4 protein-coding genes are annotated in these 3,402 nt (G+C 58.3%); 1 reads left to right on the forward strand and 3 read right to left on the reverse strand.

Annotated features, from left to right (window positions below; all coding sequences use genetic code 11):
* From ACMLHG_RS15955 to ACMLHG_RS15965, 3 genes are all read right to left on the reverse strand, one after another.
* Positions 1-811, reverse strand: an 811-nt coding sequence (locus ACMLHG_RS15955; protein ID WP_417171125.1) for a serine O-acetyltransferase, incomplete at its 3' end; no start/stop codon positions are given.
* 5 nt (positions 812-816) lie between these two features.
* A complete protein-coding gene (locus ACMLHG_RS15960) occupies positions 817-1,698 on the reverse strand; it encodes a YicC/YloC family endoribonuclease (protein ID WP_295807546.1) in 882 nt (293 codons plus the stop codon).
* Entirely contained in the window at positions 1,698-2,642 is a 945-nt protein-coding gene (locus ACMLHG_RS15965; RefSeq protein WP_417171126.1) for a hypothetical protein, read from the reverse strand. Before ACMLHG_RS15965 ends, ACMLHG_RS15960 begins: the two co-directional genes overlap by 1 nt.
* Positions 2,643-2,797: 155 nt before the next feature.
* Here ACMLHG_RS15965 and nadD point away from each other — a divergent pair.
* Positions 2,798-3,402, forward strand: a 605-nt coding sequence (nadD, locus tag ACMLHG_RS15970; protein ID WP_417171127.1) for a nicotinate (nicotinamide) nucleotide adenylyltransferase, incomplete at its 3' end; no start/stop codon positions are given.

Genomic DNA, 3,402 nt, shown 5'->3' on the forward strand with positions numbered 1-3,402 from the left:
TGGTGACATTGCTGCCGATGGTCGGATGGCGCTTGTTCCCCTTGATCAGCATGCCGCAGGCATCTTTGGGGAAGTTCCCTGCCCCGAGCGTAACCCCCTGATAAATCCGCACATTGTCGCCGAGTATGGCGGTTTCGCCGATCACCACGCCGGTACCGTGATCGATGAAGATCCCCTTCCCCAGCGTTGCGCCGGGGTGGATGTCGATGCCGGTCAGGCTGTGGGCGTATTCGGTCATCATCCGCGGAATCAGCGGCGTCTCCACCGAGTAGAGCACATGGGCCAGCCGTTGAATGGTGATCGCCTTGATTCCGGGATAGCTCAGAATGATCTCGTCGTAGGAAACCGCCGCCGGGTCGCCGGCATAGGCGGCCGCCACGTCGATTTTCATCGTCTCGCGAATCTCCGGCAGGGCATCGAGCAATGCGAATACCGCCCGGTTGGTCCGCCGGGAGACACCGAATTCACAGCACGCCTCCTCCTTGTAATGGTAGTGAATCGCCCGGCAGATCTGGTCGAAAAGTTCCGAATAGATCTCCCGCAGCAACAGCGCGACATCTTCGCCGATACGGGCCCGATGATACTGACTGCGCCCGTCGAAGCCGGGGAAGATCACCTCCAGCAGTTTCCCGGTGATCGCCACCACCTCCGCTCGGCGCGGCAGATTCTCCCCGTCGACCGGATTGACGCCCACCCCATCCCGGTAGGTTTCGCCGATCCGGCTCTCAAGTTCCGAAAGATGTCTGGAAAGCTCCTCCGCCGAAGGAGCGGATTTGCTGCAGCACTCCTGTTTTTCCTGATTGGAATTCAATTTATCTACTCCACATTCTGGATTTGTTCCCGCAACTTCTCCAATTCACTCTTAAACGCGACCACCAGCGGCGAAACCGTCGGAATTCCGGCCTTGTTCCCCAACGTGGTGATCTCGCGAAACAGCTCCTGCATCAGAAAATCGAGGCTTCTCCCGACCGGTTTCGTCTCATCCAGAAACCGCCGGAACTGCGCAAAATGGCTCCGCAACCGGGTGATCTCCTCGGTCACGTCGGATTTATCCGCATAGAAAAGCACCTCTTTCAGCAGGCGGTCATCGTCGGCACCGGTCGGAATCTTCTCCGCCGCCAGCTTCTCCAGCAACCGCTCCCGGATGGAAGCGGCAAGCCCGGAGACCTGTGGTTCAATTTCGCCAAGCAGTGTTTCCAGACCGGCAAGGCGGGCGGCAAAATCCCGCCGCAACGCCTCGCCTTCCACCGTACGCATCTCCTGGAATTTCTCCAATGCGCCACGGAGAGCCGTCTCCAGTGCCTCCACGGCGGCCGGCTGATTTTCCGGAGAAAACGGCGTCGCACCGAGTACGCCCGGTACGCTCATCAGCGTTTCAACCGCGACCTCATCCTGCAGGCCGAACTCCCGGCGCATCTCCTGACACTCCCGAATCAGACTGCGGAGCAACTCCCGGTTGACCGCCCCCTGCCCGGCCGCGCCGGTCGAGTTGACCGAAACCCGCAACTGCACCGCGCCACGGCTGATGTACTCCTGCACCATCTTCCGCGCCGGAATCTCCTGCGACACCAGCTCCGGAGGGAACGCGGTGCGCACCTCCAGCTGCTTGCGATTGACGGAACTGACTTCAACCACCAGATGCTGCCCCTCGCCAAAGGAAGCCTCACCTTTGCCGAATCCGGTCATACTGCGCAACATCAGCGAGCCTCCTCCTCTTCAGAATCCGTTTCACCGAACGAAGCTCCGGCGGCGGCCGGGTCCTTGTCCTTCTCCGCCTTCTCCGACTCCACAGGATGATCGGAATTTTCCGGAGCATGCTCTTCCATCATCGGCTCCTCCTCAGGAGGCAACGGCGGCTCCACCGGGGTGAAATCGGTAAAGGAATCCTTCGGCGTCTTCAACAGCTCAACCGTATGCGCCTCCACCTCCGCATCCGGCATACGGCCGGCGAAATTGATCTTCCATCCGGCCAGATTGGGACCGGCCGTTCCGCAGAAGACCATCGATTCCCCGGAGGCGGGATCCATCTTCCAGACCAGAGAAAACTGGCAGGAGGAAGCCAGTTTCCGCGCCTCTTTTTCATACTCTTCCGGAGTTAGCGTCATCTCCGGATTGATTGCAAGATCGAAATTCGTGAGCCGCAGGTAAGGCAGCGTGAAGCGGACTGAATTGAACTCCTCCGTATTCATCCGGGAGTACAATGCATTCTGCGCGTAGGTCCGGGCGGTTCTCACCGCGCTCTCCAGCGGGCGGTTCGGAAGCGTGAACACCCGGTGGATCAACCGGTTCGGATACCAGGTATCCATTCGCCCGGAGGAGACGCCAAACACCATGTAATAGCGGTCCCGGCCGGGGATTGCCCAGGTCACGCAGATCTGCTGCTGACGACTCTCCATCGCCCCCTCCAGAGAAAGCCCCCCCTTCCCGAGGACATCCGCAGTCAGGAAAAAGGGATTGTTGTATTTGACGAAATAGATCTGATCCGCCGTCAGTTCCGGCGAATGTTTCAAGAGATAGGCGCGGGCGCGCCGCACTGCAAGATCCTGATAGTACTGGTCGGAACGGCATCCGGCAGAAAAAATTGCCAGAAACGCAAATGCCGCCCAAAGCAGCAGGCGGCCACCGATTCTTTTCGTATCCATGAAATTTTTGATTCCCCTGCATCGTAACTATTGCACGATTTAACTATACCGCCATTTTCCGCCTGCGTCAATCCGCAAACGTCACTTTTCCCGAATATGACGTTGAAAAACGCGGAATTTGCTTTAATTTATGAAAAAACAGGAGAAGTATTGTTATGAGGCTGGCTTTTTTCGGCGGGAGTTTTGATCCGCCGCACCTCGGCCATCTGGGAGTCGCGCTGGCCGCGGCGGCCTCCGGCAAAACCGACCGGGTTCTCTTCGCCCCCGCCTTTCTGCCGCCGCACAAAACCGGCAGGCGACGCGCCCCTTTCGCCGACCGTCTCGCGATGGTGAAGCTGCTGATCGACGGCCATGAAAAACTGGAAGCGTGCGATATTGAAGGACGGCTCTGTCTGGTGCCCTCCTATACGATCGACGTGCTTGCCCGCCTTGCGCAGGAACGGCCCGCCGACCGTCTGCAGCTGCTGATCGGCGGCGACAGCCTGATGAGCCTCCACGAATGGAGATGCGCCGAAGAGCTGGTGAACTCCTATGAAATACTGACCTATCCGCGTCCGGGCATCCCCCTGGATGCGGAACAGCTGGCCCGCTTCTGGTCGAAAGAAAATGCAGAAAAACTAACTGCCGGCATCATTCCGGGCAGTTTTTTTGAAATATCTTCGACGAATATCAGAAAATCAATGGCAAAAAAAACAAATATGGAACATATTAATAACGCGGTGCCGGAAGCGGTCGAGGAGTATATCCGGCGCCATCACCT

The sequence above is a fragment of the Victivallis sp. genome, assembly GCF_048170485.1.
GTDB lineage: Bacteria > Verrucomicrobiota > Lentisphaeria > Victivallales > Victivallaceae > Victivallis.